Source organism: Alteromonas sp. McT4-15 (assembly GCF_020515205.1).
Lineage (GTDB): Bacteria > Pseudomonadota > Gammaproteobacteria > Enterobacterales > Alteromonadaceae > Alteromonas.
This window is the reverse complement of sequence record NZ_JAJALG010000064.1, coordinates 1-6930: the sequence shown is the minus strand read 5'-3', so window position 1 is coordinate 6930 and position 6930 is coordinate 1. Positions and strand designations below refer to the sequence as shown.

The following is a 6930-nucleotide window of genomic DNA, read 5'->3' as shown; positions in this document are numbered from 1 at the left end:
GGCAGAATATTGGAAGGTAACCCACCGCCACAGACCATATAATATAATACCTGTAGCGTTCTATGTTACTTTAGAGGGGAAAATCCCTAGAACCCCTATAAGGTTTGATGCTAGCCTATCGATGCTTATCGCATGCAACAGGCCAGCTCAAATTAAGATTATGCTCTTGTCATATCTTTTAACTTCCCTTTTGAAAACCAGGCAAAAAGCACAGGCAGTACAAAGAGCGTCAAAAATGTCGCGGTTACTAAGCCGCCTACAATAACACTTGCTAACGGTTTTTGGATTTCAGCACCCACGCCGTTAGACATTAACATTGGAATTAGCCCTAGCGCAGATGTAATCGCCGTCATCAACACTGGCCGAAGTCTTGATGTAGCACCATCGAATACAGCGTCAGATACTGATAATCCGTCTGCAATGCGCTGATTGATGCTTTCTACCATCACCACCCCATTTAGGACCGCCACTCCAAATAAGGTAATAAAACCTACGGAGCTCGGTACAGAAAGATATTGCCCTGATAACCAAAGTGAAAATACTCCGCCTATCACAGCTAGAGGCACATTCACGAGGATCAGCATTGCCTGACCAAACGAAGCAAAAGCAAAGTACAGTAGTAATGCAATTAAGCCCAACGAAAGCGGCACAACTAGTGATAATCGTTTCTGCGCCCGTTGTTGATTCTCAAATTGCCCGCCAATATCCACTGAATAGCCAGTAGGCAGTGCTAGCTGCTCATCAATAGATTGACGAATATCTGCCACCACGCTACCCATGTCTCGACCTTGAACATTTGCCTGGATAACAACTCGCCTCTGTACGTCATCACGTCTGACTTGCGGTGGACCAGAAGCAATCGTCACTTCTGCAACATCTCCTAAACGAACCCATGCACCTGACGGAGTTTGTAAGCGCAAGTCGGCTATCGTTTGACTGTTATTTCGAAATTGTTCAGCAAGCCTGACATAAATATCATAGCGCTCATTACCATTGATGATTTGGCCAGCGCTGGCTCCACCTAAACCTTCGCTTACGAGCTCCATTACATCACCCACGGCCAACCCATAGCGCGACAGAGCGCGGCGATTCGGTGTCACAATCAGTTGAGATTCACCGGCAATTTGCTCCATAGCAACATCTCTTGCACCTTCAACTTCTTTTACTAAAGCTTCAATGGCTTGGCCTTTTTCAGCCAAGATGTCAAGATCAGGTCCAAATAATTTAATGGCAAGTTGAGCTCTTACACCCGATAACAACTCGTCCACTCTTGTCGCGATAGGTTGAGAAAAATTGAAGAGCAAACCCGGATGTTGCTCCATTTTTTCTTCCATTAACGCTTGCAGTTCATAGCGGTTACTTGCACTTGTCCATTCAGGCACTGGCTTTAACCCGATATAAATTTCGATATTGTTTACAGGCTCAGGATCGCCTCCTATTTCGGCGCGACCGATACGCGACAATGTATAGGTGACTTCTGGAAACCCCATTAATATATTCTCAAGCTTAGGGGAGACCTCTAGGGCAGTATCTAAACTAGATGAAGGCGCTAAAGTAACACGCAAGTTAATGGTGCCCTCTTCCAGTTCTGGTACAAACTCTGTGCCAAGCCGAGGAAGCACTACACCAGCAGCGACTACCATAATTGCAGCAATTCCAATCACTACTTTTTTATGCAAAATTGCCCACGATAGCCCTTTGCGATACCCCGCGTCTAAAGGTTTCAACACAACGCTTTCTCGTGGTTTCACGCCTTTTTTAAATAGATACGTCGCCAATGCCGGTACAATAATCAGTGCAACTAATACCGCCGAAAGCATGGCCAACATAATACTAATAGCCATTGGTTGAAATAATTTTGCTTCAACGCCTTCAAAGCTAAACAAAGGCATGAATACCACAAGGATTATGGCTGTTGCGAAGAAGATAGGCCGGGCTACCTCCTTGCCCGCTTCTTGTAATCGCAAAGCGATACCGTGCGTATCATGGGACGAGTCTAATGGATCATCATCTTCAACATGTTCACCCAATTGTCTCTTGTGATCATGCTCAGCATCAGTGTGAGTCAAGTGTTTAAACATGTTTTCAACCATTACCACTGAGCCATCTACTAGCATGCCGATTGCCACTGCAATGCCCCCAAGCGACATAAGGTTGGCAGAAAGTCCAAACCACGACATGACCATTAAGGCAATACCAATAGAAATAGGGATCGAAATCAGGACTAAAAACGTGGCTCGTAGATTCATCAAAAATAAAGCTAGAATAACAATAATAAATACGAACGCTAACATTAGCGCATTTACAACCGTATCCACGGCTTGAGTAATTAAGTCAGCTTGATCGTAGAATACTTCAAAACTCACGCCATCAGGCAATGCTTGGTTAATTCGCTGAATACGAGCATTGACGCCATCAATTGTGGCTTTCGTGTTAGCTCCCATGCGCTTAAGTACAATGCCTGAGACGACTTCACCTAAGTTTTGAATGTTACCGTCGGCGTCTTTTCTGGTCATGGTGGCAGCACCCTGACGAATTTCGCTACCTAACTCAACGTTCGCCACATCGGATACAGTAATCGTTGTTCCGTCTACGGTTTTTAAAGGTACCTGACGTAATTGCTCTAACCCTTCCTCGCCATGATCTAACCAGCCAGTGCCTCTTATCACAAGTTGCTCCTGCCCTCGGTTCATATACCACCCCCCCACATTGGTATTATTCCGCTCAAGTGCTTCCATCACTATATCTTGAGTCAAGCCATATCCAAGTAATTGAGATGGATTGAGGTTAACTTGGTATTGGCGTACTTCCCCACCAAAAGAGAGCACATCCGTTACGCCATCGGCAGGAAGCAGCAGCAATTTCACCACCCAATCATTTAAACTACGCAACGCCATAGCGTCTAGGCCTGAATCGGGCTCAGCCAACAATAGATACTGATACACTTGCCCCAATCCTGATGTGTTGGGTCCCATTTCTGGCGTACCGACGCCCTCGGGAATTAACTCTTTAGCCGCTTGCAGACGCTCGAATACCAATTGACGTGCAAAATAGATATCTGTGTCCTCGCTAAACACAACGGTCACACCTGAAAGACCTGTTTTGGAAATAGAGCGCACTTCCATCACATCCGGTAAGGCATACATCACCGCTTCTATTGGATAAGTAATTAACTGCTCTACTTCTTCGGCAGCTAACCCCGGTGCTTCTGTATTGACAGATACTTGCACGTTGGTGACATCTGGAAATGCATCCAAATTCAGTTTTGGAATAACAAAAACCGCGCTGACTATTAACGTTGTCAGAGCAATCACCACTAACAAACGATTAGTAACAGCCCAATCAATTAATTTATTAAACATAAAGACTCCTCCTAATTAGTGGTTGTGTGGGTCAAAACCGCCTTTAGCGATTTGTGAAGCGACAAAAAAAGCACCTTCGCTTACTACGCGAGAACCCGGCTCTACACCGGTTATTTCCCGCAAGCCACCAAGCGCTCTTCCAAGTTCAACTTCGACGGGTAAAAACTCGCCGGGATGATCTTCTACAAATACCATCCAGTCTCCATCGGGCCCTCGCATTAGCGCACTTTCTGAAACAGCCATTACCGGCATTTTTGTCAGAAAACGGAAATACACCTCGGCAAATTGACCAGGATGCAAACGATGTTCAGGGTTGCTCACTAATAGCCGAACCGTTCTCGTTCGAGTAATTGGGTCAATGGTATGTGCCTCTTGTGTAACCGTTGCATCAACTGTGAAGTCTCCCACTTTGATTTGTGCCGGAGAACCTGCACCTAACCGCAGGTTAATATTCGATGGTAGATGCGCTTCTACCCAAAGTTCACTTTCATCTGCCAACGAGATCAACGGCTCTCCCGCATCAATACGCTGACCTTGTTCAAACGAGTCACTGAGTACCGCGCCATCAATTTCAGCACGTAAGCGATATTCTCCTAATGTTATTGATTGCTGTGAGGTGAGCGTTTTCAAATCTGCATCGGATAAACCATATGAGATTAATACTGCACTAGCCGCTTCAAAATTAGCTTTTGCATCAATGTAGCGCTGCTCTCCAACAGTTTTTCGACCAAGTCCTTTTACTCTTTCCCATTCTGGATATGTTGTTCGGTAATTGGCTTGTGCTTGCGCAACGGTTTCGCTAAAAAGCGTGACAAGCACTTGGCCTTTATTTACCCTGTCTCCCAATGCCACATGACGACGCGTGACAACGGATGCCACTCTGGGTGATACTCTATAGCTGCTATAGCCGTTTGAAAATATTTCACCCGGTGCATACAAAGTATAATTGACAATTTTGGGGCTTAGTGTGCTTACTTTAATGTTGGCTAATGCCATTTGATTGGAGTCTAACGATGCAGAAGCAGTTTCATCATGCTCTTCATCATCTTTATCCTCGTTTTCACCTTTATCATGAGCATGTTCGCTTTCGTGATCATCATGTTCATCGGCACCCTCGCCTCCATGCTCATCAAGCTTTTGACCATCTTGTAGTTCATGTTCTTCATGACCATCATCAGTATGTTCGTCATGTTTATCTTTTATGCTTTTATCGATGCTTGTTACCGTTTCATTGTGAGCATGCTGTTGATCAGACTTTTGTGCGAAACTTGGTGCAGCGCCGACAAATGTGGCGATGAAAACTGCTAATACTGTTTTATTCATTTTGTTAATCCTGTTACTCAATTGAGAAATCGTGTTGAACTGGGGGCAAGTCGATAAGACGACCTGATTGCAGCATGAGATTTTTTAATGCTATGCGCGTTTGCTTTTCGAGCTCTATGCCAGACAGTAAACTTTCTGCGCGTTGATTCAGTGCAATAAGGTAGTTAGTCGTTGATAAATCGCCACTGCGCCACTGCTTCTCTAACAAATCACCACTACTCTCGATGCGACCCTTTACCAATGATTGCCATTGCGTAAACTGTAGGTTGTAGCTTTGCCACGCGCCAAACGCTCCTTTTAAATCGAAACGAAGTTTCCGATACTGCGCTCTAAAACGTGCTTCAGTTTCTAACGCCATGCGTTCTGCGGCGCGAGTTTCTGCACTGTAATCGTTGCGAATGTTTAACGGTATGGAAAAGGTCAGCCCAACGGTGTTTTCTCGCGCTTCCTGCCCTGCATTAATACCAAAAGTAGGATTTGCTTTTGCACTACGTCTAGTGACTTCTGCTTCTTCTTTTTGCGTGAGCCATTGCGCATAAGCGCTTGCTACTTTTGGGTGTTTTAGTAATTCTTCATCAGACGGATATGTAGCATTAGAAGGCCAAAAGTCGTCGGGTATAATCCCTCGCTCTGGCTCCCAATCAGGAAGTAACTCCCGCACCATTGCTTCGGCCATTTGAAGTTGAGCCTCTGCTCCCGCCACTTGAGCAAATTGTTTCGATAACGACAAAAAGGTAAGCTCTGCATCGATACTCCCTAGATCACCAGCCGCTTGACGTATTTCGACCAATTCAAGTAACGAATTAAGTTGCTGTTGTTGTGATTTTGCAATTACAGCGGCACTTCTTGCTGCACGCCAATTGATTAATGCATCAATAGCATCAGCTGATTTGTTTAAAACGACTTCTTGGTATTGAGCTTGTGCAGCAGTGCGCATAAAACCCGCTTTTTGTCGCCTTGCGCCTTGCCTGTCCCAAAGGTCGATTGTCTGTTCAACACCCACGCTGTAGTCATTGTTATCGCCATTACGCGTATAGTCAGTTGACAATTCAGGGTTATAAAGGGCTCGTTCAGAAGCATCAGCGAGCGCACCTGTGCTTAACAATTGTTCTTTGGCCGCGACAATATCGGGATGTTTGTTTATCTGTGAAGAGAACCAACTTTCCCAGTTCTGATTTTGCGCATGAGCAAAAATCGGTACAAACAATAAGCAAGTGCACAGCAGTTTGGTGCCATTAAATGTAAGTAAGCTAAGCCGTCTCAATGATGTGGCTTTTGTTGTTTGAATACGCTTAAAAGACGCAGATAGCAGTGGCGGCCTGACATGCAGGTCACGCCCAATAAAATGAGTGAGATTCATAATAATCCTAAAATTAAATAATAACGGACGTCGCGTTTAAGGTTATCGCGACGAGCTTTAAACAGAATTTAGGATTTTTGCTTAGGTGGGCGCAGTAGGCGGTTGATAGGTGCGTCTATAAGAGCATCTAGATAGTTAAAGTTGTGGTTGGACACCACGTGATGGTGTTTACTGATACTGTCATGACCGACCCACTGAACATGTGTACCATGGCAATGACCACAGTGATGACAGTCGGCTGGGTTATGCTGCCCCTTTACTTGGTCGGTACTTGCATCTTGAATACTTGTTGATGACAAACTCTTATCATGCTCAGCATGATTGTGTTCATGTTGCAAATGTTGAGTATCTATTGCATGAAAATCTAATGAATTGGCCACAGCAGAAAACGACTGAAAGAGTATCAGCGAGATCATGATGTAACTTATTCGTTTTAAATTTTTCATAAGCGTGAGTCTACCAAGTCTATTTCACTTCGTCACGACATTGTTCATTGGCAAATTCTAGCTTACAGTTGGGAAATACTTTAGACATCACATGTTGTAATGTTTCAGGTTGTATAAATTAGACGTCGAGATGAGGGGTGGTTACAATTTTTACTATTGGTTAAGAAATATCTTGAAAAAGTAGATGTATGAACGCGTAACCCCCTGGGGGAAGGCTTAGCAGTGTGAATAACGGATGATTTAGGTGTTAATGTGATTGAACAAAATAGGTCGTTTCCAGATGACTTCGGCTTTGACTATTGTCTTATGTGGATTAGTACGGAGAAATATCCCTCATTTAGGGGTTCTAGGGATTTTCCCCTCTAAAGTAACATAGAATGCTACAGGCTTTGTATTATATAGCCTCCAGCTGTGGGTTACTTTCGTTTCCAAGCTTAAT

General features: G+C 44.4%; 4 protein-coding genes. All 4 read right to left on the bottom strand.

The window, feature by feature from the left end; genetic code table 11:
* Positions 1 to 158: 158 nt before the first annotated feature.
* The 4 genes from LHL20_RS20385 to LHL20_RS20370 all read right to left on the bottom strand — a co-directional run bounded on the left by LHL20_RS20385 (position 159) and on the right by LHL20_RS20370 (position 6491).
* Positions 159 to 3362: an efflux RND transporter permease subunit gene (locus LHL20_RS20385; RefSeq protein WP_071980020.1), complete on the bottom strand. Its 3204-nt coding sequence runs from the start codon at positions 3360 to 3362 to the stop codon at positions 159 to 161.
* Positions 3363 to 3377: 15 nt separating this feature from the next.
* Positions 3378 to 4685, bottom strand: a complete 1308-nt coding sequence (locus LHL20_RS20380; protein ID WP_168477369.1) for an efflux RND transporter periplasmic adaptor subunit — start codon at positions 4683 to 4685, stop codon at positions 3378 to 3380.
* A gap of 13 nt (positions 4686 to 4698) precedes the next feature.
* Entirely contained in the window at positions 4699 to 6045 is a 1347-nt protein-coding gene (locus LHL20_RS20375; protein ID WP_168477367.1) for a TolC family protein, read from the bottom strand.
* Positions 6046 to 6113: 68 nt separating this feature from the next.
* Positions 6114 to 6491 carry a hypothetical protein gene (locus LHL20_RS20370; protein WP_156077905.1) on the bottom strand — a complete coding sequence of 126 codons (378 nt, stop codon included), beginning with the start codon at positions 6489 to 6491 and terminating at the stop codon, positions 6114 to 6116.
* Between the last annotated feature and the right edge of the window lie 439 nt (positions 6492 to 6930).

Bases quoted from the DNA above. Each gene is read 5' to 3' on its own strand.
- LHL20_RS20385 (WP_071980020.1), bottom strand. From the start codon at position 3,362: ATGTTTAATAAATTAATTGATTGGGCTGTTACTAATCGTTTGTTAGTG.
- LHL20_RS20380 (WP_168477369.1), bottom strand. From the start codon at position 4,685: ATGAATAAAACAGTATTAGCAGTTTTCATCGCCACATTTGTCGGCGCT.
- LHL20_RS20375 (WP_168477367.1), bottom strand. From the start codon at position 6,045: ATGAATCTCACTCATTTTATTGGGCGTGACCTGCATGTCAGGCCGCCA.
- LHL20_RS20370 (WP_156077905.1), bottom strand. From the start codon at position 6,491: ATGAAAAATTTAAAACGAATAAGTTACATCATGATCTCGCTGATACTC.